At 67.6% G+C, this 22849-nt stretch carries 20 protein-coding genes and 1 tRNA gene; 5 read left to right on the top strand and 16 right to left on the bottom strand.

Going from position 1 to position 22849, the window contains the following annotated elements:
* Positions 1-74: 74 nt before the first annotated feature.
* From msrA to trhA, 3 genes are all read right to left on the bottom strand, one after another.
* Positions 75-791: a peptide-methionine (S)-S-oxide reductase MsrA gene (gene msrA, locus FK267_RS04720; protein ID WP_141406461.1), complete on the bottom strand. Its 717-nt coding sequence runs from the start codon at positions 789-791 to the stop codon at positions 75-77.
* Positions 792-958: 167 nt separating this feature from the next.
* Positions 959-1444: a GreA/GreB family elongation factor gene (locus tag FK267_RS04725; RefSeq protein ID WP_003787454.1), complete on the bottom strand. Its 486-nt coding sequence runs from the start codon at positions 1442-1444 to the stop codon at positions 959-961.
* 342 nt (positions 1445-1786) lie between these two features.
* Positions 1787-2497 carry a PAQR family membrane homeostasis protein TrhA gene (gene trhA / locus FK267_RS04730; protein WP_141406462.1) on the bottom strand — a complete coding sequence of 237 codons (711 nt, stop codon included), beginning with the start codon at positions 2495-2497 and terminating at the stop codon, positions 1787-1789.
* Between the two features lie 365 nt (positions 2498-2862).
* Between trhA and FK267_RS04735 the strand changes: the two genes are divergently transcribed.
* Positions 2863-3690, top strand: coding sequence for an undecaprenyl diphosphate synthase family protein (locus FK267_RS04735; RefSeq protein WP_141406463.1), 828 nt, complete (start codon positions 2863-2865; stop codon positions 3688-3690).
* 220 nt (positions 3691-3910) lie between these two features.
* Here the strand turns inward: FK267_RS04735 and FK267_RS04740 are convergent, their stop codons facing one another.
* Entirely contained in the window at positions 3911-4624 is a 714-nt protein-coding gene (locus FK267_RS04740) for a FadR/GntR family transcriptional regulator (protein WP_141406464.1), read from the bottom strand.
* 125 nt (positions 4625-4749) lie between these two features.
* Between FK267_RS04740 and FK267_RS04745 the strand changes: the two genes are divergently transcribed.
* From FK267_RS04745 to FK267_RS04760, 4 genes are all read left to right on the top strand, one after another.
* Positions 4750-5277 (top strand): gluconokinase, encoded by a 528-nt coding sequence (locus FK267_RS04745; protein ID WP_141406465.1) that lies wholly within the window; start codon positions 4750-4752, stop codon positions 5275-5277.
* 140 nt (positions 5278-5417) lie between these two features.
* Positions 5418-6830, top strand: a complete 1413-nt coding sequence (locus FK267_RS04750) for a GntP family permease (protein WP_141406466.1) — start codon at positions 5418-5420, stop codon at positions 6828-6830.
* Between the two features lie 338 nt (positions 6831-7168).
* Positions 7169-8746 (top strand): DEAD/DEAH box helicase, encoded by a 1578-nt coding sequence (locus tag FK267_RS04755; protein ID WP_141406467.1) that lies wholly within the window; start codon positions 7169-7171, stop codon positions 8744-8746.
* Between the two features lie 232 nt (positions 8747-8978).
* Positions 8979-9833 carry an alpha/beta hydrolase gene (locus tag FK267_RS04760; RefSeq protein WP_141406656.1) on the top strand — a complete coding sequence of 285 codons (855 nt, stop codon included), beginning with the start codon at positions 8979-8981 and terminating at the stop codon, positions 9831-9833.
* 341 nt (positions 9834-10174) lie between these two features.
* Here the strand turns inward: FK267_RS04760 and FK267_RS04765 are convergent.
* The 12 genes from FK267_RS04765 to FK267_RS04815 all read right to left on the bottom strand — a co-directional run bounded on the left by FK267_RS04765 (position 10175) and on the right by FK267_RS04815 (position 22837).
* Positions 10175-10250: transfer RNA gene (locus FK267_RS04765), tRNA-Lys, on the bottom strand.
* A gap of 205 nt (positions 10251-10455) precedes the next feature.
* Positions 10456-10614, bottom strand: a complete 159-nt coding sequence (locus FK267_RS13400; protein ID WP_170198593.1) for a hypothetical protein — start codon at positions 10612-10614, stop codon at positions 10456-10458.
* Positions 10611-11093 carry a hypothetical protein gene (locus tag FK267_RS04770; protein ID WP_141406468.1) on the bottom strand — a complete coding sequence of 161 codons (483 nt, stop codon included), beginning with the start codon at positions 11091-11093 and terminating at the stop codon, positions 10611-10613. Before FK267_RS04770 ends, FK267_RS13400 begins: the two co-directional genes overlap by 4 nt.
* Positions 11093-11464, bottom strand: coding sequence for a hypothetical protein (locus FK267_RS04775; protein WP_232622510.1), 372 nt, complete (start codon positions 11462-11464; stop codon positions 11093-11095). The genes FK267_RS04770 and FK267_RS04775 overlap by 1 nt, the downstream gene beginning before the upstream one ends.
* Positions 11465-11486: 22 nt before the next feature.
* Positions 11487-13205, bottom strand: a complete 1719-nt coding sequence (locus tag FK267_RS04780; protein ID WP_141406469.1) for a GH25 family lysozyme — start codon at positions 13203-13205, stop codon at positions 11487-11489.
* A 74-nt stretch (positions 13206-13279) separates the two neighbouring features.
* The gene (locus FK267_RS04785; RefSeq protein ID WP_141406470.1) at positions 13280-13876 is read right to left on the bottom strand and encodes a gp53-like domain-containing protein; all 597 of its coding nucleotides are present in this window, start codon (positions 13874-13876) and stop codon (positions 13280-13282) included.
* 206 nt (positions 13877-14082) lie between these two features.
* Positions 14083-14853 carry a hypothetical protein gene (locus tag FK267_RS04790; protein WP_141406471.1) on the bottom strand — a complete coding sequence of 257 codons (771 nt, stop codon included), beginning with the start codon at positions 14851-14853 and terminating at the stop codon, positions 14083-14085.
* Entirely contained in the window at positions 14850-15974 is a 1125-nt protein-coding gene (locus tag FK267_RS04795) for a hypothetical protein (protein ID WP_141406472.1), read from the bottom strand. The genes FK267_RS04790 and FK267_RS04795 overlap by 4 nt, the downstream gene beginning before the upstream one ends.
* Before the next feature lie 3 nt (positions 15975-15977).
* A complete protein-coding gene (locus FK267_RS04800) occupies positions 15978-17792 on the bottom strand; it encodes a hypothetical protein (RefSeq protein ID WP_141406473.1) in 1815 nt (604 codons plus the stop codon).
* Entirely contained in the window at positions 17792-22027 is a 4236-nt protein-coding gene (locus FK267_RS04805) for a tape measure protein (RefSeq protein ID WP_141406474.1), read from the bottom strand. Before FK267_RS04805 ends, FK267_RS04800 begins: the two co-directional genes overlap by 1 nt.
* A gap of 49 nt (positions 22028-22076) precedes the next feature.
* Positions 22077-22451 carry a hypothetical protein gene (locus FK267_RS04810; RefSeq protein ID WP_141406475.1) on the bottom strand — a complete coding sequence of 125 codons (375 nt, stop codon included), beginning with the start codon at positions 22449-22451 and terminating at the stop codon, positions 22077-22079.
* Between the two features lie 50 nt (positions 22452-22501).
* Positions 22502-22837, bottom strand: a complete 336-nt coding sequence (locus FK267_RS04815; protein ID WP_141406476.1) for a hypothetical protein — start codon at positions 22835-22837, stop codon at positions 22502-22504.
* Positions 22838-22849 lie beyond the last annotated feature (12 nt).

The raw sequence follows: 22849 nt of genomic DNA on the forward strand, positions 1-22849 counted from the left end.
CGGTGCTGCGAGGAGGCCGCAGGTGCTGGCGGCTAACCGCGGTCTCAGCGCTGCGGGCGCCGGGTGGATCCGTTTCAGGCCGGGGCGTCGTCGGGGGCCAGGATGTCGGTCTGTGCGGGAAGGTCCGTGAGGCCGACCGGGCAGGTCACCCCGTTGGGTCCGTGGTTGCAGTAGCCGCTGGGGTTCTTGTGCAGGTAGGCCTGGTGGTAGTCCTCGGCCAGGTAGTAGGGGCCGCCGAACTGAGCCGGCGCGTCCGCGGCATCCTCGATGGTGGTGACGCAGGTTCCCAGGCCCAGGCGCGTCAGCTCGCCCTGGAAGGCCTCGCGGATCCGCACAGCCGCCTCGCGCTGGGCCGGCGTCGTCGTCCACACCGCCGAGCGGTACTGGGTGCCGACGTCGTTGCCGTGGCGGTTCAGGTGCGTGGAGTCGTGGTTCTCCCAGAAAGTCCGCAGCAGGGTCTCCCCGCCCTCGCCGCACACGGCCGGGTCATAGACGACGCGCACCGTCTCGGCGTGACCGGTCGCCCCGGTGCACACCTCCTGGTAGGTGGGGTTGGGCGTCTGACCGCCCATGTAGCCCACTGACGTCGAGACGACGCCGTCCTGGCGCCACAGGATCCGCTCCACCCCCCAGAAGCAGCCGGCCGCCAGGTAGATGACCTGACTGCCCTCGGGCCACGGCCCGTCCAGGGCAGTCCCCAGCACTGGGTGCTCTCCGGGGTTGGGCAGGACCGGCGTCTCGCGGCCGGCCGGCGCCGATCCGCTGAGCGAGTGACGAAGGGCGTTGAACATGAGGACACGGTACTGCGCCCGGCCCCTATTCCCACCCGCGCTTCACTGACCGCGAGGAGCAGCCGGGGGAGACGTCGAGCCGGGCATTTCTCGCGGCGCCCAACGGAAATTCGGTGGGGCTGCGCGAAGAATGCCCGGCTCGGTGGAAAGGGGAGCGGAAAAGGGGGTCAGACCCGCTCGACCTTGACGATCTCGGCCTGGATCTTCCGGCCGTTGGGGGCCTCATAGGAGACGGTGTCGCCCGCGCGGTGCCCCATGAGGGCCTGCCCCAGCGGGGCGTCGGGGGAGAAGACCTTGACGCCGTCGGGCACGTCCTCGGTGATCTCCTGGCCGCCCAGGGCGAAGACCTGTTCCTTACCGGCCACCTTCGCGGTGACGATGGTGCCGGCCGAGACCGAGCCGTCGTCGGCCGCCTCGCCGATCTGGGCGTTCTCCAGGGTCTCCTCGAGTTGGATGATGCGCGCCTCGTTGAGCCCCGCCTCCTCGCGGGCAGCGTGGTAGCCGGCGTTCTCCCGCAGGTCACCCTCCTGGCGGGCCGCCTCCACGCGCTGGGCGATCTCCTTGCGCTCGGTCGTCTTGCGGTGCTCGAGTTCGGCGGCCAGCCGGTCGTAGGCCTCCTGGGTGAGCCAGGTGCCCTGTGACTGCTCGGACATGGGTCCTCCTTGGATGACTGGTGTTGGTCGCTCGGCAGCCGGTTGGGTTGCCTGGCGACGACGACACCCGGTGGCTCCTCGCAGGGCCGACCGGGTTTGAAGCGCGAGTCTACGCCGCAGCCTGAGGGAATGCTGTGCGGTTGGCGAAAGATACTGGAGTATTCCGGGGCTGGGGTCGGGCGGCGAGGCTGGAGAATCCTTGCCGGCCCGCCTGATCGACGTCGTCGCAGGGGTTGGGGGAGAGAGGTGGACATAGCAGCCGGCTCGACGGCGTGGCGGGCCGCCCGCCGGGCCCAGCAGCCTCGGTGACCGCCTCTCGGTCGGCCCGGCCGGCCGTCCCCGTTAGCGCAGAACCGCCAGGAAGCAGGCCACGCACTGGCAGGCCCACGCGGCCACGGTGCACACGTGGAAGATCTCGTGGAAGCCGAACCAGCGCGGCGAGGGGTCGGGAGTCTTGCGGGCATAGACCACGGCGCCCAGCGTGTAGGTCACGCCGCCGGCCACCAGCAGCCACACGATCGCGGGGCCACCCGCCCGCCAGAACTGTGGCAGGAACCAGATCGCCACCCAGCCCAGGATGATGTAGAGGGCGGTGGTGAACCAGCGCGGGGCGTGCATCCACAGTAGGTTCGTGGCCGTGCCGATCGCGGCCCCCGCCCACACGATCCCCAGGACCAGGGTGGCCGTGCGCGTCGGTAGCAGTGCCGCCGACAGGGGCGTGTAGGTGCCGGCGATGAGCAGATAGATGTTCGCGTGGTCGATCCGCCGCAGCGTGGCCGCGACCTTCGCGGGCCAGTGTCCGGTGCCGATGTGGTAGACGCCGGAGTTGGCGAACAGCAGCAGCGAGCACGTCAGGTAGACGGCGCAGGCCCACTTCAGGCCCGCTCCCGGCGCCAGCACCGTCAGCACGATGCAGGCCGCCAGGGCCAGCGGTGCGGTACCGGCGTGGATCCATCCGCGCAGCCTGGGCTTGACGGAGGCAATGACGCCCTTGGCGCTCATGGACGCAGAGCGGCTCGGGGCCTGCGACGTCGAGGGCGATGTCGGTGACATGGGCGTGAGCGTCCTTCTGGGTGGTGTGGGGTGGGAACGGGTCGATGCTGAACCTTACGACTCCGTAGGTTACGTGAGCGTAGGTTGTGGTGGTAGCGATCCGGGAGGCGATGTGACGCGGCAGGCATGGTGGAGTGCGTCGGCAGCTTCCGCGGCCGCCGTGGCCAGGGTCGGTGCGGCCCGGCCGCCTGGCACACCTCCGTTGTGCCTCGGCAACCCTGAGTGAACCTGATGGGCGGATTTGGCTCGGCTGTGAGCCGGCTCGTCCAGCGCGGGAGGGGTCTCGCACGATAGCGTTGGAGGTGGCCCCGCGCCGTCGGGCCCCGTCCCCAATAACCCCACCGAGGAGCCCCGAGGAACACGGCATGGCAGGCGACAACCTCCTCTACGACATCTACGAGCGCCGGCTGGCTGCGCGCATCGACCCGGCCACGGTGCCCCACCACGTGGGTGTCATCCTCGATGGCAACCGGCGCTGGGCCAAGTCCATGGGCTTTGGCGCCGCCCAGGGGCACAAGCGCGGCGCGGACAAGATCGAGGAGTTCCTCGGGTGGGCCGAGCAGATGGGGGTTCAGGTCGTCACCCTGTGGCTGCTGAGCACCGACAACCTCGCCCGCGACCCGGCCGAGCTCTCGCCCCTGCTGGACATCATCGCCCACGCCGTCGACGAGCTCGCCGAGACCGGCCGCTGGAGCCTGCGCCTCGTGGGCGCCGTCGACCTCCTGCCCGAGCCACTGGCCGAGCGCCTGCGCGCCGCCGTCGTCCGCTCCCGGCCGTCAAGCGCGGAGGCCTCTGGGTCGGACGGGCCGGCGGGCGAGGCTGCCAAGGTTGCCGAGGCCGGGGACCGGCGCATGCAGGTCAACATCGCCGTCGGCTACGGGGGACGGCAGGAGATCGCCGATGCTGTGCGCGAGTTGCTGCGCGAGCGGGCCGCCGCCGGGGCGAGCCTGGAGGAGGTGGCCGCCTCTCTCAGCGAGGAGGACATCACTGAGCACCTCTACACCAAGGGTCAGCCCGACCCCGACCTGGTCATCCGCACCTCGGGCGAGCAGCGGCTCTCCGGGTTCCTGCTGTGGCAGTCGGTGCACTCCGAGTACTACTTCTGCGAGGTCAACTGGCCGGCCTTCCGGCGCGTGGACTTCCTGCGGGCGCTGCGCGACTTCGCCAGCCGGGAGCGCCGCTTGGGCAGGTAGCCCGCCTCATCACGTGACTGAATGACGTGGCCGTCGGGGCCGGATTGGGCCCTCAGGTGTCACGAATGGCGACTTTTCCGCTGGTTCTGCGGCCGCTGTTTCTCGGGCGTGCCATAAAACCGCTGGTCACAGCGTTGGTGGGGCGCCGCATCGAGTGCCTGCACAGTGAATAGTCGCCCGTAGTGACAAATCGGCCGATGTGGGTGTGCGCTGGCGGGGGTCAGGCCTCGAGGAAGCCGCGCAGGCCGCGTTCGAGCAGGGCGCCGCGCACCTCGGCGACAAGATCCCGCATGGAGGACTCCGCCGCTGTGGCATCCCCGGTCGCGATCGCGCCGGCAACTCGCTCGTGGAGCTCGAGCGCCTCTGGCTGAGGCACCTGTACCTGGCCGGTGAGTCTGGCCCGTCCGGAGAGCACCTCCGCGACGACCTCGGTCAGTGCCTTGAAGGTGTCGTTGTGGCTGGCTTCCAGGATGAGCCGGTGGAAGGCGATGTCGTCGTCGAGATAGGAGGCGACGTTTCCGGTGGTTCCCTTGGTGCGGATCGTGGCAGCCAGTGCCAGCAGGCCGGAGCGCTGTTCCTCGGTGGCTCGGCGGGCGGCCGCCGCGGCGGCGACCGGCTCGATGGCGGCGCGCAGCTCGGTTAGGGCTCCGAGTGTGGGGCCGCGCGGATCGGCCTCGAGCTGCCAGCGCACGAGCTGAGGCGCCAGAGCTGACCAGTGCTCGCGTGGTAGGACCACAATGCCCACCCGACGTCGTGAGGTGACAACGCCGACGGACTCCAGGGCGTGGACGCAGTCGCGCGCCAGGGTTCGGGAGACGCCGTAGCGGGACTGGATCGCCTCCAGCGTCAGGCTCTGGCCCGGAGTCATCTCCCCGGTCACGATGGCGCGCCCGAGGGAGTCGAGGACGTCGCGACGTCGGTTGGTGGGGGACATGGATGTGCTCCCGGAGGGTGGTGCGAGATGTCTGTGGGAGATGCTATCCGACCCTTTTAAAAGTACTACGTTTGAGGTAGATTCGTCGTATCAGTTCACGACAACGGCGTCATCAAGGAGCAGATATGAGCCGATCCGTTGAGCACCTCGTCCTCATGGGAGTGTCCGGCTGCGGCAAGACCACGGCCGCGCTCAACCTTCACAACGCACTGGGGTGGCCTGTCGCCGAGGCCGACGACTTCCACCCCAAGGTCAACATCGACAAGATGAGCCGCGGCGTCGCCCTGACCGACGAGGACCGCTGGCCCTGGCTGGAGTCCATGCGCGACTGGATGAGCGAGCGCGCCGCAGACGGCGTCAAGACGATCGTCACCTGTTCCGCGCTCAAGCGCTCCTATCGCGACCTGCTCTCCGGCGCGCAGGGGCGAGTCTTCTTCATTCATCTGCTTGCCCAGGCCGATGAGCTCCAGGAGCGCATGGCTCATCGTGAGGGACACTTCATGCCCCCGAGCCTGCTGCCCTCCCAGTTCGCCGCCCTCGAGCCCCTGTCCGACGACGAGGACGGGGTCACCGTGGTCTCGCAGGCCACGCCGGAGGAGACCTTCGAGGCGATCCTCGCCGCACTTGAACGGGCCTCGTCCAACGCCGTGTGAGCACTGTTCCTCGCTGAGGATCGCCGGCGTCCATGCCAACCAGCCGGAGCGCGCGGTGCGCAGCCCCCCTGGCCCGCTGAGCCCAGCTCACGTTCACCCCGTCCTCACCCCACCTCCTCCCACTGACAACGGAGACAACAATGACGTTCACTCTTGCAGCTCAACCAGTTGCGTTGCCGGCCGCGGACACCGTGAGTCACACGGACAATCACGCCCAGCTCATCGCGGCCGCACTGCTCGGCATCGCCTCGATCATCGTGCTCATCGTCTGGCGCAAGATGCATCCCTTCCTCGCGCTGACTCTGGGCTCGGCGGTCCTGGCCATCGTCGCAGGCATCCCGCTGACCGATACCTTCACCGCCTTCACCAAGGGAATGGGCTCCACCATCGGCGACGTGGGCACCCTCATCGCCTTCGGGGCGATCATCGGCCGTCTCCTCATCGACTCCGGTGGTGCCGACCAGATCGTCGACACCGTCTTGGACCGCACTCCCGGCCCCCGCCTTCCCTGGGCGATGGCGTTCATCGCCTTCGTCGTCGGCATCCCGCTGTTCTTCGAGGTCGGCATCGTTCTGCTCATCCCCGTGGTCATGATCGTCGCCCGGCGGGCCCGTCAGTCCCTCATCCTGCTGGGCGTGCCCGCCCTGGCCGGTCTGTCCGCGCTCCACGGCCTCGTGCCGCCGCACCCCGGACCGCTCATCGCCATCAACGCCGTCAAGGCCGACCTGGGGCTCACCCTCGGACTGGGGCTCCTGGTCGCCGTGCCCACGGTCATCATCTCCGGGCCCGTTGCGGCTCGCTTCATGGCCAGGTGGGTGCCGATTGAGGCCCCCGAGCCTCTGGGAGCCTCGGACCAGGAGCACGACGGGCCGCGTCCCTCCTTCGCGACGTCGATCATGGTGGTCCTGCTGCCCGTGGGACTCATGCTTCTGCGCACCATCGTCGAGACCCTCGTCCCTGAGGACAGCGACAATCCGGCAGTCCACGCGGCCCTGTTCGTGGGCAAGCCGATCGTCGCCTTGCTGATGACGGTCCTGGTCGCCATGTACCTCTTCGGGACCCGTCTGGGCCTGGGTGCCGACGACGTCAGCGGACGGGTCGGGGCCTCGCTCGGGCCCATTGCCGGGATCCTGCTCATCGTCGGGGCTGGAGGAGGGTTCAAGCAGACCCTCGTCGACTCAGGGATCGCCGGCATCATCGCCGCATGGATCCAGCAGGCGGCCGTGCCCGCCCTCCTAGCCGGATGGCTCGTCGCCGTCGCCGTGCGCCTAGCCACCGGATCGGCGACGGTGGCCACCATCACCGCGGCCGGGATCATGGCTCCGCTGGCCAGCCACATGCCGCAGACCGGCGTCGCCCTCCTCGTCCTCGCGATCGGTGCCGGCTCCGTCTTCCTCTCTCACGTCAACGACGCCGGCTTCTGGCTGGTCAAGGAGTACTTCGGGATGACTGTGGGGCAGACCTTCAAGACCTGGTCGCTGATGGAGACGATCCTGTCCGTCGTCGCGATGGCCACGATCAGCCTCCTCGCACTCGCCCTGGGAGTCTTCTGAGGGGCCCTCAGGTGTCACGAATGGCGACTTTTCCGCTGGTTCTGCGGCCGCTGTTTCTCGGGCGTGCCGTAAAACCGCTGGTCACAGCGTTTCGCGGGTCGCCGCATCGAATGCCTGCACAGTGAATAGTCGCCCGTAGTGACACATTGCGGGATCTCGGGCAGGATGGCTCCCTGGTCCGGGCGCCGCCCGACCTGGCTGGTGCCCCGGCCCCGGCGCGCGTCGATTCACAGACGCCCCGCGCCGTTGAGCCGCGTACGCCGGCACCTCACGCACCGACGCGCACGCTGCCAGCGACACGCGCCGGCGTGCCCGCGGTCCCAAACGACAGGATCCTCGTGGCCGCACACCGCACCTCCGCCTCACACCGCTTCGCCTCCGGGAAGACCCCGGCCGCGGGTGAGCCCACCTTCGCCGACCTCGGCGTGGACTCAGACCTCGCCGCCGACCTCGACGCCCGCGGCTTTACCACGCCCTTCCCCATCCAGGCCGCCACCCTGCCCGACACCCTCGCCGGGCGTGACGTGCTCGGCCGCGGCCGCACCGGCTCGGGCAAGACCCTGGCCTTCAGCCTGCCGCTGGTCCAGCGTCTGGCGCAGCAGGACAAGGCCCGCCCCGGCCACCCCATCGGCCTGGTCCTGGCCCCCACCCGTGAGCTCGCCCTCCAGATCGCCGAGGTCATCGAGCCCCTGGCCCGCGTCGTCGACATGGACGTCACCACCATCTTCGGCGGGGTCTCCGCCAAGCCCCAGGAGAAGGCCCTCAAGGCGGGGGTCGACGTCGTCGTCGCCTGCCCCGGCCGGCTCCTGGACCTCATGGGGCAGGGACTCGTCAGCCTCGACGAGGTCGAGATCACCGTCCTGGACGAGGCCGACCACATGGCCGACCTCGGCTTCCTGCCTAACGTCCGCCGCATCCTGCGCGCCACCCCGCAGCGCGGCCAGCGCCTGCTGTTCTCCGCCACCCTGGACAACGGCGTGGACACCCTGGTCAAGGAGTTCCTCCACGACCCGCTGCAGCACTCCGTGGACCCCTCGACCTCGCCCGTGGACGCCATGACCCACCGTGTGTGGATGGTCGCGGACAAGACCGCCAAGGACGGCATCGTGCGGCGCCTGGCCTCGGGGGAGGGACAGCGCATCCTGTTCACCCGCACCAAGCACCTCGCCCGGCGCCTGGCCCGCAAGCTCGTCCAGGCCGGGATTCCGGCCGTCGAGCTGCAGGGCAACATGAGCCAGAACGCGCGCGAGCGCGCCATGCGGGCCTTCTCCACGGGGCAGGTGCACGTCATGGTCGCCACCGACATCGCCGCCCGGGGCATCGACGTCTCCGGCGTCGAGCTCGTGGTCCACGTCGACCCGCCCGCCGAGCACAAGGCCTACCTACACCGCTCGGGCCGCACCGCGCGCGCCGGGGCCGCCGGGAGCGTCATCACCCTGGTCCTGCCCGAGCAGAAGCACGATGTTCAGGTCCTGCTCAAGAAGGCGCGGATCCGAGCGGACATCGAGCGCATCCGTCCCGACGACGACGCCGTGTCCGCCCTCGTGGGGCAGGTCGCCGAGGCCGTCGCGCTGGAGGACATGCCCGAGGGCGTGGCCATCAAGGGCGGCAGCCCCAGCGGGCGGGCCTCCACCGGGCGTCCGAGGCACGGCCACGGAGAAGCGGCGCGCGGCCGGTCCGGTCGCGGGGCCAAGGGTGGTCAGGGCGGCCGGGGTGGCCGCAGCGGGGGAGCGCGCGGCGGGCGCGGCGGGAATGCTGGGCAAGGCGGGCGCAGTGCGAAGCGACGTGGCGGAAGCGGCGAGCAGGGCGCTGGGCAGTCCTCCGGTCGGGTTGGCCGCAGCGGCGGCTCCCGTGGACGTGGAGGCCGCGGTCGCGGGGCCAAGGGAGGTCAGGGCAGTCAGGGCACTCCCGCCTGAGGCGTCGCGTGAGGCGGCATTCGGCGCGCGCTCTTGGGTGTTGAAGGTGCCGCGCTCCCGCGCTGAGCCCCTACCCGCCTTGGTGAGCGGCGCCGGTGGCACGGTGGTTCAGCCCTCGCTCCGGCCGAGCGGAACCGGGATGCCGGTGCTACCGTCGAGTGGCTGACGGTGATCGGGAAGGTGGGTGGAGAGCGTGGCGGCGCACCTCTCTCGGCGAGCCCTGACCGGTACGATGGCGGGCCTCATCCTGGCCGGCTGCGCCTCTCGGGGTCCGCAGCGAGCGGCAACGCACTCGACTCCGCCGCCGTACCTGCGCTCGCGCGGGGACGGTGCTGCGCCGAGTCTGCGGCCGACGTCGGGTGACCTGTCGGTTCCCGCTGCGTTCTCCTACACCGATGACGAGGACGAGACCTCCGACTGCATCTTCTACGCGACTACGGGAGCACCGGTCGGACTGGTCGTCTACCTCGACGGCGACGGGCAGTCCTTTCACAGCCAGGGGAACCAGGACCAGGACGAGAGGTCCCGCGGTGGCCTGGCCGGCGCCGGGGGAATCGTCGAGGCGGCGAGCGCTCGCGGGTACGACGTGGTCTCGGTGCGCGCTCCCGGAGACGACGGAACCTGGTGGATGGAGGATCAGGACGGTAAGGTCCGCTACCTGGAGCAGGCGCTCGACTACGTGGTTGCCGAGTGCGGCGCCACCATGGATCGGGTCTGGCTCGTGGGCTACTCCGGCGGCTCGGAGTTCATCAGCCAGTGGTTCTTCCCGGCCTACGCCGAGCGCATGGCGGGCGGGGGCTTCCTGCTCTTCGGGGGCGGCGACGCGCCCGAGGAGCAAGCGGCGTTCTCCTCAGGCGCTAAGGAACGGCTCTGGCTGAACTGGGTGACCGGGACGCGTGATGTGCCCGCCAACAGCCTCGACGGATTCGACGGCAGCGGGCACGCCCGCAACAGCCTGGCCTACTACCGCTCGGCGGGCTTCGGCCATATCTGGAGCGAATGGCCCGACGATGACCACGGCAGCATCACCGAGAAGTTCGGCAGCTACGTCGGTCGCGTGCTCGACGCCGCCGCAAGCGGAAAATGACTGAGCTGCCGCGGAGGCTGGATGGTGAGTCCCCGGAGCAGTCCGCGATCCGCAAGGTGCGGTCCTCGTGCCTGGGTGTGTTGCTGTGGCTGCGTAATCAGTACTCGCATCCGGTTATCTGGGTGGTGTCAATCAAGCGAGGCTCAACGCGGGCGTTCTCTCCCGTTCCCGCTGGTCGAGGCGTCCGCCCCGCCTGGATTGTTGCCATCTGAGCTCACCGGATTTCCGCAACCATCACGTAGCCCGAAAGTATGTCCCGGTAGGGCGGCGTGAGTGCGATGCTGCCGGCGCCCCGGGTATGAAGAAGGCCCCGGTCTCTTCCGGGGCCGAGGCCGGTGCGGTACCCCCTGTGGGGCTCGAACCCACGACCTTCGGATTAAAAGTCCGGCGATGACTCATGCAATCAATCAGGGAGGCGTTGACTTTCCTTTGGAATCGTGCGGGTGGTGCCAGCGTGTCGTTCGCATACTACAGAGAGGGTGTGGCCCGTTGTGTAGCCATTGGTTGAGTGTGAGGAGCAGGCTATCGGCGGACTGTGGAGAGTCTCCCGGACAGCAAGACGAGATTGGGGCCCCTCCAGCCAACGGCTGGAGGGGCCCCAATCTAGCCTGGACGGTACAGATCATGAACCTGGCTGGCTGAGGTTGGCGAGGGCTTCTGCGATCAGTTTCTGGGCCTGCTCGAGGTCCTGGCGCATCGTCTCGGCCCACGCGGGGTCACAGGAGGCAGGATCCTCTGGCGTCCACTGAGTGAGTGCGCGGGCGATGGCGTCGGCGATCATCTGGCTGCCTCCAACGCAGTGACTCGCTCGTCGAGGCGGGCGTGGGCGCGCTCGGCCGAGGCGGTCAGGCTGCGGATGTCATCGCGCATCCCGTCAATCTGGTCCTCGGCACGGCGGTCCCGTCTTTCGCGAGTGTCGCGCTCCTCGATCCGGGCGAGCTCGGCTGCGTCCATCCGTCTGAGGATCGTGTCTACGGCGTCTCGTACCTCGTCGAGGTCGTCGCGGATGTGGGTGCCGTGACTGTTGGTGGTGGCATCCACTGCCTGCTCTGCTGCCTCTCTGGCTCCCTTGGCTCGGTCCCCCACCTCAGCGACCTGTGAGTGCAGGGCTCCGATCTGAGTCTCGACCCAGGCGCGCGCCCAGCGCACGCCCATCGTGGCCAGGCCGATGACGGCCAGGATGAAGACGCCCGCCGCCGCCGCGACCTCTTGCGAGGAGAAGATCTCCACGAAGGGGTGCGACGGCATGACGGTGTTCATCAGAGCTCCGTCCCACCCTGGGCGCCGGTTGCGTGGCGGGGAGTGTAGTCGGTGCGGGTTTCGCCGCCGGGGGTGAGGATTCCGGCCCACTCGATCACGGTGATGCCGTGGATCTTGATGTGGGACAGGGCCTGGAACGCGAGCCAGGCGAAGCCGAGGAAGCGGCCGGTCTGGGCGGCCAAGGTCTCGACGGCCAGGGGGTAGGCGCTGATGGCCCACGCGCCGGTCGTCAGGACAATGGCGGCTACGATGACGAGGGTGACGCGGCGGCCTCGGGTCCACCAGGGGCGGTCCAGGGCCGCCTGAATGAGGGGCCACAGAACCCCCAGGACGACGGTAGTGACGAACGGGTCAGAGAAGAGTGCCTTCACGGCTAGTCCTTTCGGTAGATGGTCACCAGAGGCGGCCGGAGCCAGCCCTGGAGTTGTTGAGTGCGCGCTGGAGGGCGCCAATGGTCGCCGGGCCGGCCTCCCCGTCCACCCAGTCGCCGAACTCCCAGTCCGGGGGCAGGTACTCCTTGTGCCAGGCGATGATGAGGTACTGGAGCGTGCGCCACGTGTCCGGGCCGAGCACGCCGTCGACGTCGAGCGCTGGCGAGTCGTTCAGCGCGACCTGCGTGTCCGCCGGCACCGCGGAGTTCAGGAACGCCTGGAGCCTCTCGATCGCAGGGCTACCGTCGTCGTCCAGGGCCCCGTCAACGGGCGTGCCCATGACCTGCTGGAGGCGACCAATCGTCGCGGGCCCGAAGACCCCGTTGCAGACAAGCTCGCCCTGGCCGTCCGACCGATTCCACTTGCCGGTGTAGGGGCTCGCCTGCGCCGCGGACGCGGCCGGGGCCGGGGCGTTGACCTGGCCGCCGCCGACCATCCGGTCCCAGGTAGCGCGGTCGCGCAGCCGGTTGAAGTCCAGCTCCCCGCCGTAGCCGGCCAGGCGCCCCCTCTGGGAGTACTGGTGAATCAACGGCTGCCCCCAGAACCGAAGCAAGGGGACGGCCGGGTCGATGTAGCCGATGTAGGTGGTGTTGTAGTTCGTCGGGTCGGCGTACCACAGCGGGTACCTCGCGGCGACGCCAGCCCAGTCGTAGTCGTTGACAGTGGAGCCGTTCATGTAGATGCCCGGCGTCGTGCCGGTAGCAGCTGCCACGGCGTCGAGCCAAGCCAGAGCCCACCCCGGTCCCTGGGCCGGGGCGTCGTCCTCCCAGTCCAGCCACAAGGTCGCCCGCCCGAGATAGGGCCTGGCAGCGGCCAGGAAGTACCGCACCTGGTCGGAGACGTCGCCGGGACGCGCGAAGTGATAGAGCCCCAATCTCTTGTCGCTGCTCAAGGTCGCCTGGGCCTGCGCGCCCATGCACGGGTTCGTGTACCCATCGCCCTCAGTGCACTTCACGATCACGAAGTCCGCCCACAGGTCCGCGATGTCGATTCCCTCCTGGTGGGAGGAGACGTCAATGCCGTGAGCATGAGCCGGCACCGACGGCGTCGCCGGCGTGGGGGTCGGCGTGGGCTTGGGCGTCGAGGTCGTCTTGGCGAACTCCGGCCACTGGGCCATGAACCGGTCGCTGTCGAAACGGTGGCAGCTCGTCCAAGCCCCCGACCTGGTGTACGGGTGCGTGCTGTAGGGGACGGTTCTGGTCTCACCCCCGGTCTGATCCCCTAGGTAGCCGTCAATGCTGCCGTCCTCGGCGATCCAGGCTTCGCTGAGGAGGTCGTTGGCGGCGTCGGTGATGATGATGACGTGCCCCTGGCCTCCCTCGCTGGCCACCGAGAGGACAACGTCGCCGGTCTGGAAACCACCATCCGGGTAAAGGTTGGCGTCCTCCCAGGGCACCTCCTGGAAGCCTCGGGCCTCCAGGCCGCCCCTCATATTGCCCGTCCAGAAATCATCAATCTCGAGCAGAGCCTTGTGCCCCCATGGGACACCAAAAGCATCATGCAAACCATAATTGACGGCCCCGCACACCAACGACGAGCAGTCAGCATTCTGCGGGCTCTTGACGTGACCCTCCCAGTCCGCCACCGAGTACCACGTTCTACGGCCCGGTTGCGAGTAACCAACATCCTCCACATCGCAGATACGACGTGCGATGCGGGCTGCGACTGACGCGACAGACATGCGAATCCTTCCTGATTCTGGGTACAGAAAACCCCGCCACCAGGCTGGCGCGGGGAGAGTTGACTGACTGGTTGTCAGTAGCCGATGGCTTGCCACATGAGTGAGTGTGCGGTGGATTGCTTCTCGCCGGGAAACATTACTCGAAACCCGGTCCTGTCTAGCCTGTCTACCATGGGTACAGCATTAGAGATAAATTTAAATTTCCCGCTATTGTTGTATAGTTTGGTGATGTTGATTGTTAGGCAGGCCTTTGGGAATGGCTGTGGGAACGGTTGGAATGAAAAGAATCCGGCTCCGTTTGCGTGTCCGTACGTTCCATTGGAGAGTCGACCGGTCTGCAGGATCATGATTTCGTTCGGACCTGGCTGGCTGTAGGCGATTCCGCTGTCTCCGGTCTGTTGGGTCTCGATGCGAAACCGGCTGGTTCCTGCCCAGCGAAGACCATCCCACACCAGAAGCGCTCTGATGTCTGAGCGCCACACGAATACGGGGTTGCTCTCAGTGATCTTAACTCCGGCAGCCTTGAGGGCATTGATGTGCTGGATAGCTGCTGTCTCTGAGTCGCAGGCTTTGACTGAAGGGACGGACTGAGAGAAGTCCAGAAGTGACTGGCGGGATGCTGGCTCGCTCCCATTTGGCACCAGATGGCCTCTGACGTCGATCGATGGCATATGCGATTACTCCTCTCCCTCTGAGGGGGTGGTCGTGGAATCTGTTGTCTCTGACTCGTCTGTTCGGGTGTTTTCTCCCGCATCGGATTTTGGTGTGTGTTGGAGGGCTTCCACGATCTCGAGTACGCCAGTCTCGTGCCAATAGACGTGACCAGGAATGTCAGCGACAACGACGCCGCACAGGCCGCACACCGACCAACCGCCGCTCATGACTCAACCTCGCACTCCAGGGATAGCACCATCGATTCGCCTTGCCCGCGGATACCGCCGTAGACGGCGCCCACCAGAGCGATTCCCTGGCCCGCAAGCAGGCCGGCCGCGAGCGCGGTGATGTCGATGCTGCTGGTTTGGTTGCTGGTGATGGTTCCGGTGGCCTGGGGGCCTGTGGGTTGGGGGCCGGCGTCGGTGTAGGTGGCGCATTGGAGGACTGCGTTCCAGGTGTTGGGGTTGGCGCCGTTGCCTACTGCGGTGAGGATGGCCCGGGTGATGCTGGTGGTGCCGATGGCGGGGATCTGTTGGCCGTAGGTGGCTAGGCCTGTCAGGGTGCCGGTGCCGGCGTCTCCTTGGCTGAGGTCACGAGGGTGGCCGACAATGGCGGCGCCGAAGCGGTTCCATCCGGTTGGGGCGTGGGTGCCGGTCCAGGTGGGGTGGGCGGTGCAGGTGACGGTGTTGGTGGTGGCCTCGGGTGGGCTGAAGGACATCGGGCCGGTCTTGGGGGCTGGGGCTGGGCCGAGGACGTGGATCGGGCGTCCGGTGTCGGGGTCGAGGAGGACGTAGGCAGTTTCGACGCCTGTCCAGGTGGAGGCGGTGGCTGGCAGGGTGATGCCCGCGGAGCCGAGGAGAGAGACGGTGACTGTGGTGCCGCCGTTGGCGACGTCGAGCACGCGGGCGACGGCGATCATGGCGCGGTCGGATCCTGGGCGTGGTCCTTCGTCTGCTGGCGCGGAGCTGAGGAGGTCGAGGATGGGCAGGCTCATGATGTGGTCACCACCTCGACGTCGGAGCGTGACGTCCCGCTGTAGACGAGGGGGATCTCGGTTGAAGTGACGATTCCCCACTGGGTGATCGTGGCTGCGCCGTCGATGTTGGCGGTGATGAGCTCGACCGGGGTGTCCAGAGTGAGAGTCGGGTTCGGTGTGTGGGTGACGGGGACCGTGGTCTTCTGTCTGACTGAGGTTGCGAGCATCGTGGTGGCGGAGTTGAGTGCCGCCTGTTTGGAGGTGATGAGGGGTGAGCTGAAGAACCTGGTGACGATGCCGTAGGGGCCGGAGGTGCGTAGGGGGCCGGTGGTCTGGTCGATGATGGCTTGGAAGCGCGGTTGCCCAGCATCGTCCTGCTCCTGTCCTCGGGCGACGATGCGGTTGAATATCCCGGCGCGGGAGCCTTGGCGGGTGACGCCGATGACGGTGCCGGCGTCGCCGTCGGTCAGGGTTGTCTCCGGGTGCTCGGTAATAGCCGGAACGGGTGGGAGGACGTAGAGGACCCCATCGGGGCCCTCGCGCAGGCGGGCCGGCCAGGCGTCGGCGATCTCGTAGACGGCGTCGATGCGGGACTCTCCCCAGGACATCGAGGGACAGGGCCGGTTGGTGAGAGTGTCACTGACGATGACGCCCATGTGGCCTCCCACCAGGCGGCGCAGCTCGGAGGCGAGTGTGCCGCCCGAGTAGGGGACGGTCGGTGAGGTGAGGCGGTCGTCCTCAAGGTGCTGGAACAGTGACTTGCCCGTGATGCGGATATCGGTTGCCCCGACCTCCCACTGGGTGATGAGGAAACGGCCGAGGGGGATGTCCCATCGGTCGGTGGAGACGAGGGAAGCGACGGTCACCTGCACATGGAGGACCTGTCCCATAGTCGCGAGCGGGGAGTCAGGCGCGAGCGGGGTCCAGTCGCGGGCTCCTTCATCTTGGCTGACGGCGCCGATCCTGGGCACTGTCAGGCTCAGGGTGCCCTGGACCTGCTGGCTGGTCGTCCAGGTGACGGATCCGGCCTTGACGGGCACCCGGCCCAGCCAGGTCTGGCCGAGCCATGAGTCCACGCGAGCCTCCCAGGAGAACGCGCTGCTCAGGGCTTCGGCGGGAATCTTGGGGCGCTGGAGCATCGGCTACCGGACCTCCTGCCAGATTGTGGCGTCGAAGTCGTCCCAGGACAGGTCCATGGCGTCGAGGCGTACCCAGGTCAGAGCCGCCGCGTCGAAGTCGTCCCAGACGGACAGGCCGACGATGCGCTGCGGCTCCGGGACCGAGCAGATGGTTCCTTTGATGGTCCAGGCACGCTCCGCTTGATCCTGGCGGGGCGTGCGTGCCTGCGACACTGAAGTCAGGGCCATGACCGTCGTCAGCGGTACGTCGCAGACCCCGCGGCGGCACTGGAAGCACCTGGCGGGATTGTGGAACAGGAGCGCGATAGTCGGGCGGGCGGCCAGAGCTGTCATCGTCTGCGTGTGAGCCCCACTCGTGCGGGCCGTCAGCGAGACCGTGCCAGCCCCCATGACTGGGGCGAAGGCCAACACCGGGGTTGGGCGCCCGGGGATCTCATGAGCGGTGATCCGCTGGTCCGGCGCACGAGAGTCGTCTCCCTGCCAGATCAGGTCCAGACGGCCGCCCCCGATGACGTCGGTCATCAGAGACCGCCCCGACCACGGGCGTGTCACCGGCGTCGACTCGACCGTCTGCCCGTCCCAAGACCGCACGATACGGTACGTCAACGGCGTGTTGACGGGTGCAAGCGCGTCACCGAGCACCAGCTGGGAGTCGTTGCCCATGCTGCCACTGCCACGCACCGTCCAGGAGAACCCGTTCTCGGCGTGGCCGGTGACTCTCACCTGGGTTCCCGATCGTGCATAGAGGCCAGGCACGATCACCTGCACGACTGGGGCGTCCCCGTCGGGGATGATCGCGGTCAGGGTGAAGATCGGCCACCGGCCGACCTCTTCACGCGACGGAGAGCCTCCCGGCACCCCGGTCCAGGAGTAGACCAATGCCTTCCCGGTGTCGCCGATCCTGACCGGACGGGTGTCGCCGTCGAAGAAGGACGTGTCCGATACGTCCCCCTGCGCGTCCCCGAGCTGGAGGATCGTGTTGTCTGCCCAGAGGGTCTGGGTGGTCTCGTCCACCACCTCGACGCGGGTGAACGTCGCCCCTGCCGCAAGAAAGACGACCGGGTAGACGACCTCGACGCCGTCTTCAGCCAGGGTCTCGGCTGAAGGAATGGTGACGGAGTCCTGATAGGTGGTCTCCGTATCCGTCAGCCCCTGGAAGCCCCTGGCGAGGTAGGACTTCTTCAGAATGCCGTCGGCAGTGACACCATAGAAGCCGCCTCGTTGGACGAGGGCTCCAGCCACGGTCGTTGAGGCGCTCCACGACAGGCCCAGGGTGTGGCCGGCGACAGCCGCCGCTGGGACGCCCATGCTGAGAGTCCCGGTGACAGTCGCCTTCCCATCAGACACATCGGCCCCTGCTGGCACGACCCAGGCCCCGGCGGCGACCCCGTCAGCGGCCTGGACCGCCGCTCCCAGTTCCCACGCGTCCCGAGACGAGAGCGGAGGATAGGCGGCAGCCACGCCGCCGGTTGAAGCGGACAGGGCAGCCTGCACCGTGGTGGCGCCAGCCGGTGCCTGCGCGGTCACGACGACGCGGCCCGTGCTCCCGGCGGGAGCGGACGCCCTCGGTGCCGGGCCGTCTGTGCCGGCAAACCGTAGGCACAGGTCCACCGTGGAATCGCCTGCGGTGATGTCCGCAGCCAGGGACACCCACTGGCCCGGGGTCACCGGCGTCGAGTCCGAGGACACTGTCCACGAGCTCGACGACGGGATCACCCGCATCCGCCCGGAGTCTGCGGAGATCGTCGCCTGCTCGGCAGTCCAGCCGGTCACTCCGCTTCTGAATGCCCCGTTGAGCAGGAGGTTCGTCCGGGTCATCAGCGTCGTCCCCTTCCCAGAGTCCGTGCGCGGCGATCCAGGACCCCGGCGGCGATAACCTCAACATGCGCGTCCAGTGCCGTGGAGTCATCGACGACGAGGCGGACCTCAGTTCCGTCCAGACCTGCCAGCAGAGCCTCGTTCGAGGCCCCCTGGGCGGCGAGCTTGGAGACATCCGACCACTGCCGTGCGGTCAGGACCGCCTCCCGGCTGCGGGTCTGGTTGACCGCGGTGTGCGCACCCGGGGGCAGCCAGCCGCCGGCGTCGTACTTCCGGGCGCCACCGTAGCGGCCGACCGTGGGGGAGCCCCAGATGGAGATCTCACGGCCGGACAGCCCCTCCCGAGGCTCCTCAACCATCTTGCCGCCGCCGGCGAAGATGGCGACATGGTGCGCCGGTGAACCCCAGAACAGGAGATCGCCGGGCACGGCCGCGTTCCATGAGATCGGCGTCGACCCGGACTGGTATCCGGCCGCAGTCAGCCTCGGCCAGCCCAGTCCGAGCTGCTTCGCAGCCCAGTAGACCAGGCCGCTGCAATCCAGACCCGGTGGGATCGAGCTGCCACCCCAGACGTAGGGCACACCTATTGCCTTGCGTGCGGCCCCGACCAAGCCGGAGCCGCCGGACAGGCCTGCCTCCTCGGTCTTGGACTTGAAGAGGTTCTTCAGCGACTCGAACCACAAGGGCGGCATCGCGCCCACCGTCTGCGCCCAGAAGCTCGAGCCGACAGACTTGAGGAGCTCCTTCGCTGGGGAGATCACCAGGTTAGTGACCGCACCGATCGGGTCAGAGACTATGTCCGCGACCGCCGAGGCCGTGTTCTTCACCCAGCTGATCGACGAGGACACCGATCCCTTGACGCGGTCCCAGATACCTCCCTTGGCGAAGGCGACCTGGCCGCGTCTTGTGCCGGTGTCACCGACATTGGCCAGGCCCTTGCCCCGGGAGGCGTTGACCCGATCCAGCCAAGGCTTGCCGCCCAGGGCCCGCAGCGAGTCCGGCCGGATGATCCCCTCTCCACCCGACAAGCGCAGGGAGCCGCCGCCGTCGGGTGAGAAGAAGGTGAACACATCCCTGCCCGGCGTGTAGCCGGGCGTCATTGTCCGCCACTGACCACCCGAGGCGTACCCCGGGATCGTGCTCACGCTCGGCAGGCGCAAGGACAGGCCGACCTTCTCCGCAATCGTGTCGAACGCCTTCTTGATGCCGTCGCGATAAACCGTGCCGATCACGAAGTTGATCGGTGTCGCTGCGGCGCCCTTGATGGCGTTCATCGCCGTCTGTACGCCCGACTTGAAGGTATCGAAACCGGACTTGGCGTTGTCGATCGCGGTCTTGATCTTCGGGAAGACGGTATTAGACAGGAAGTTCACTACCGTGGAGATGGTCGTGGAGATACCCTGCCAGACCGGCTTGACGACGTTATTCCAGAGGAAGGTGAAGATCGGTGCCAGGACGTTCGAGATGAATGCCCACAGCCCCATGAGCGCAGGCTTGATGACCCACTCCCAGGCGGTCTGGATCGCCGCGCCGATGAGCCGGAAGACCGGCTGCACCACGTTGGCCCACAGGAACTGGATGATCGGTACAAGCACCCCGGTGATGAACGACCACATCGCCGACAGAGCCGGGGAGATGACGTTGGCCCAGGCAGAGGCGATGAAGTTAGAGACGGCTGACCACACGGGCTGAACCACGCTGGTCCAGAACTCCTGGAGCGCGGGCGCCAGCGTGTTCTTGACCCACCCCCAGAATGCCGACAGAGCCGGATAGATCACCGAGTTCCAGGCGTCTGAGATCACCGAGGAGATCGACTGCCACACGGGCTGGACCGTGTTCCACAGCCCCTGCAGCGCCGGCACCAGGGAAGTCGTCAGCCAACCCCACAGGGCGGACAGGGCAGGGTAGATCACCGAGTTCCAGGCCGTGGAGACCACCGTGGCGAACCCGTTCCAGAGAGGCTGGACCACGTTCGTCCAGAGGAACTGGAGCACCGGGATCAGCACGTTCGAGATGAACGACCACAGGCCGCTCAGCACCGGCGAGATGACGCTCGTCCAGGCCGTAGAGACCACGGTGGCGAACCCGTTCCAGAGAGGCTGGACCACACCGGTCCAGAAGTTCGCTAGCGCCGGCGCCAGGGTCCCCGTGACCCATGACCAGAGGTCAGACAGGGCCGGCTGGATGACGTTGGTCCAGGCGTTCGAGATCGCCTCCCCGGTCGCGATCGCCCCCTCACGCAGGGTGAGGAGGAAGTCGACGAACGCAGAGTCCTCCTCCAGCCCGAACAGGTTCCCGTCAAAGTCACCCTTCGTTAGGAGATTCCAGATCGACTGAATGCCGGGGATAAGAGTGCCGGATAGCCATCCCCATACCTCGATCGCGGTGTCGCGGACACTGAGGAGGAAATCAATGACCGCGGAGTCCTCCTCCAACCCGAACAGGTTCCCGTCAAAGTCACCCTTCGTCAGAAGGTCCCAGACCGACTGGATGCCGGGAAGCAGGGTCCCGGAGATCCACTCCCATACAGCCGAGATGGCCGGCTGAATGTGTTGCTGCCAGATCTCGACGACGGTCCTGCCGAGCTCCTGCACTTTGAGGCGGAAGGCCTCGTTCTTCTTGTACAGGAGCACCAGGCCGGTGACCAACAGGGCGATCGCGGTGACGACGAATCCGATGGGGTTGGCCTTGAACGCCGCGTTCAGGCCGTGCTGGACCAGGGTGAGGCCCTTGATCCAGCCGATGACCGTGGGGATGATGGAGAAGCCCGCGTACGCGGCGACGGCGACGCCCACGCCGATGGCGAGGGCCTGCATCTCATCCTTGTGCTGCTTGATCCAGGTGACGGATCCGCCGATGGCATCGGCCAGCCACCCCATCAGACCGGTGATGGCAGGCTTGACGTAGTCGATGAGGTCCTTGATCGCGCCGACGACGGTGGCCTGGAGGTTGCCTGCGGCGCCCTCGATCGTTTTGGTGGACCTGGCGGCCGCGACCGCCGTCTCGTCGGAGCCGAGCTGGAGGATCGCGGCGTTGAACTCGTCAGCCGAGATCTCCCCTTTCTGCATCGCGTCCCTGAAGTTGCCGGTGTAGGCGCCCATATCGAGCAGGGCCTTCTGGATTTTTCCAGAAGCACCAGGAATGGCATCGGAAAGTTGATTAAAATTTTCCGTCGTCAGCTTTCCTTGCCCGGCGGTCTGGGTCATGACCATTCCGACGGACTTGAAAGTGTTCGCATTTCCGCCTGCGACAGCATTTAAATTGCCTGCCGCCTCTGCCAGCTTGTCGAATCCGTCGACGCCGTTTGACGCCAGCTGTGCGGTGATCTGCTGAATATCGGCCAGGTCGTAAACGGTCTCGTCAGCGTACTTCTGGGCAGACTCCTTGAGCCGGTCAATGGTCGAGGTGTCCAGGCCGGAGAACTGGAGCGTGGAGACGAACTTGTCGGTGGCGTCGGACGCCTCGATGGCCTCTGAGGCGAAGCCGCCGATTCCGACGGCCGCGCCGAGGGCGAGCATTGGAGCGATCGCTGAGCGGGCCAAGGAACTGATGGAGGAGACCTTGGCGCCCGTCTGAGCGGTGGCCGCGCCGGCCTTCTCTGCAGCTGTGTCGACGTGGTCGAGGTTGGTGGCGTATGTCTTCAGCGCGGGGTTGGCCTCGGCGACCTCACGCTTGGTCTTGCCCGTCTTGGAGGCCAGGGCGCCGACGGCCTGGTCCGTGTCGCGGGCGGCGGTCTCGACCTTGCCCATGGCCCGGGAGTGGTCGGCTGCGGCCTGGTCCGCGGCCTTGTTCGCCGCCTTGGAGCGGTCCAGAGCCTGGGCGTAGCCCTCCTCGGCGCGTGCGATCTGGGCGGTGTTGCCTGAGGAACGGGCCTGGTGGAGGGTGTTCTCCGCGGTGACCAGGGACTTGGCGGCGGCCTCCTCGCGACTGCGGGCCTGTGCCAGGTTGCCCGAGGAGGCGGCGACCTCCTTCTGGGCGGAGGCGAGCGCCTGGCCGGCGGCAGTTGCCTCCTGCTTGAGGCGGGCGGTGGTCTTGCCGAGCGGGTCGGCGAAGGAGTTGGCGATGTCGGCGCCGGTGGTGGAGGTGGTCTTCTTGAAGGCGTCAGCGAAGGAGCGGGCCGCCTCGTTGCCGGCCGTGGGCATCTGGGCCTTGACGTCGGCGTTGATCTCCTTGAGGAAGCCCTTCATGGAGGGGACGACGTCGACGAAGACGGTGCCTGCCTGGAAGCCTGCCATGGGGGCACCACCACCTCTCGTGAGCTGCGTGGTGCCCCTATGGGGCGGGTTACTCGAGCGCCCAGGGGGTCAGGACGGCGATGACGCCGTTCGCGGCCGCCAGCGTCTGGGAGGTACGCATCTCCTCGACGACGGCGGTCACGATGGGTACGGGCCGGGGGTAGGTCTCCTTGCCTCCGGCTGTGGCGATGAGGATGTCGGCGATGTCCTGGAGTATGCGGACCTCTGGGGTCTGACCGACCAGAGAGGTGCTCTCCTCCCCGACGTCGTCGTCCTCGTCCTCCTGGGCGAGGATCGTCTCGGCCATCAGCCCGGCCCGGTCGGTGTCGTTGAGGATGGCTGAGATGGTGCGCGAGTGGCTGGGCAGTCCGTCGATGAGGTCGAGCAGGAAGGTCCAGCGCCGCGCGCGGAACAGGGCGGGCATGTCCCAGCCCTGTTCCGCGAGGTCCTGGGTGATGGGCCTCCGGTACCGGGTCAGGCGGTCGCGGAGGCGCTGCCTTCCCCCTCGTCGCCCAGGAACGACGCGTAGTGCTTCCTGACCTGTGCGAGCAGGACTCGGGTCTTGCGGACGCTGAGGCTCTTGATGACGAGCTCGGCGTCCTCCTCGCTGAGCCACCGGTTCAGGGTCGCCTTGATCGACGTGGTCCCCTCAAGGTCGGCCATGAGGCTCTCGCTCTCCTCGATGCTCAGTGCGAAGGGGTCGGGGAAGGTGACGATCTTGGACTTGAGCCCGAGGGTGAAGGGTTCCGGGTCGGCGGCGCCGTCGATCTTCTCCAGGGCGGACAGGGTCAGGGTCGGCTTCGTGGTCATGGGTGATCTCCC

The organism is Actinomyces oris (assembly GCF_006546825.1).
Lineage (GTDB): Bacteria > Actinomycetota > Actinomycetes > Actinomycetales > Actinomycetaceae > Actinomyces > Actinomyces oris.

What these genes read in the sequence shown, in the direction of transcription:
- FK267_RS04780 (WP_141406469.1), bottom strand. Translation starts at nt 13,205, where the DNA reads ATGTCTGTCGCGTCAGTCGCAGCCCGCATCGCACGTCGTATCTGCGAT.
- FK267_RS04725 (WP_003787454.1), bottom strand. Translation starts at nt 1,444, where the DNA reads ATGTCCGAGCAGTCACAGGGCACCTGGCTCACCCAGGAGGCCTACGAC.
- FK267_RS04810 (WP_141406475.1), bottom strand. Translation starts at nt 22,451, where the DNA reads ATGCCCGCCCTGTTCCGCGCGCGGCGCTGGACCTTCCTGCTCGACCTC.
- FK267_RS04815 (WP_141406476.1), bottom strand. Translation starts at nt 22,837, where the DNA reads ATGACCACGAAGCCGACCCTGACCCTGTCCGCCCTGGAGAAGATCGAC.
- FK267_RS04785 (WP_141406470.1), bottom strand. Translation starts at nt 13,876, where the DNA reads ATGCCATCGATCGACGTCAGAGGCCATCTGGTGCCAAATGGGAGCGAG.
- FK267_RS04800 (WP_141406473.1), bottom strand. Translation starts at nt 17,792, where the DNA reads ATGACCCGGACGAACCTCCTGCTCAACGGGGCATTCAGAAGCGGAGTG.
- FK267_RS04770 (WP_141406468.1), bottom strand. Translation starts at nt 11,093, where the DNA reads ATGAACACCGTCATGCCGTCGCACCCCTTCGTGGAGATCTTCTCCTCG.
- msrA (WP_141406461.1), bottom strand. Translation starts at nt 791, where the DNA reads ATGTTCAACGCCCTTCGTCACTCGCTCAGCGGATCGGCGCCGGCCGGC.
- FK267_RS04795 (WP_141406472.1), bottom strand. Translation starts at nt 15,974, where the DNA reads ATGCTCCAGCGCCCCAAGATTCCCGCCGAAGCCCTGAGCAGCGCGTTC.
- FK267_RS04750 (WP_141406466.1), top strand. Translation starts at nt 5,418, where the DNA reads ATGACGTTCACTCTTGCAGCTCAACCAGTTGCGTTGCCGGCCGCGGAC.
- FK267_RS04735 (WP_141406463.1), top strand. Translation starts at nt 2,863, where the DNA reads ATGGCAGGCGACAACCTCCTCTACGACATCTACGAGCGCCGGCTGGCT.
- FK267_RS04790 (WP_141406471.1), bottom strand. Translation starts at nt 14,853, where the DNA reads ATGAGCCTGCCCATCCTCGACCTCCTCAGCTCCGCGCCAGCAGACGAA.
- FK267_RS04760 (WP_141406656.1), top strand. Translation starts at nt 8,979, where the DNA reads ATGGCGGGCCTCATCCTGGCCGGCTGCGCCTCTCGGGGTCCGCAGCGA.
- FK267_RS04745 (WP_141406465.1), top strand. Translation starts at nt 4,750, where the DNA reads ATGAGCCGATCCGTTGAGCACCTCGTCCTCATGGGAGTGTCCGGCTGC.
- FK267_RS04740 (WP_141406464.1), bottom strand. Translation starts at nt 4,624, where the DNA reads ATGTCCCCCACCAACCGACGTCGCGACGTCCTCGACTCCCTCGGGCGC.
- trhA (WP_141406462.1), bottom strand. Translation starts at nt 2,497, where the DNA reads ATGTCACCGACATCGCCCTCGACGTCGCAGGCCCCGAGCCGCTCTGCG.
- FK267_RS13400 (WP_170198593.1), bottom strand. Translation starts at nt 10,614, where the DNA reads ATGATCGCCGACGCCATCGCCCGCGCACTCACTCAGTGGACGCCAGAG.
- FK267_RS04805 (WP_141406474.1), bottom strand. Translation starts at nt 22,027, where the DNA reads ATGGCAGGCTTCCAGGCAGGCACCGTCTTCGTCGACGTCGTCCCCTCC.